At 40.3% G+C, this 231-nt stretch carries 1 protein-coding gene; it reads left to right on the top strand.

Annotated elements, in window-relative coordinates; genetic code table 11:
• Nucleotides 1-44 precede the first annotated feature (44 nt).
• On the top strand, nucleotides 45-231 hold a 187-nt coding region (locus tag Q4528_RS16490), incomplete at its 3' end, for a hypothetical protein (protein WP_303522876.1).

The following is a 231-nucleotide window of genomic DNA, read 5'->3' on the forward strand; positions in this document are numbered from 1 at the left end:
TATTTGGATGGACTAGTAAATTTAGTCACTATGACGCATGGATATTGTCGCGATTTGATAGATCGCGACTGATCAGTCTGCTCCACCAACAAGACGAGATTGACGAACGAATTGAGTTTGCTTATATCAGCAAGCAGGAATACATCAAGGTTCTTGAGGATGTTCAGATATATCTTCAAAAATCGCCTCATATCTCGACCGAACAGATTCTTAGTCGAGTGACAGAAATTC

It is taken from the genome of Staphylococcus pasteuri (genome assembly GCF_030547725.1).
In the GTDB taxonomy this organism is placed as follows: Bacteria; Bacillota; Bacilli; order Staphylococcales; family Staphylococcaceae; genus Staphylococcus; species Staphylococcus pasteuri.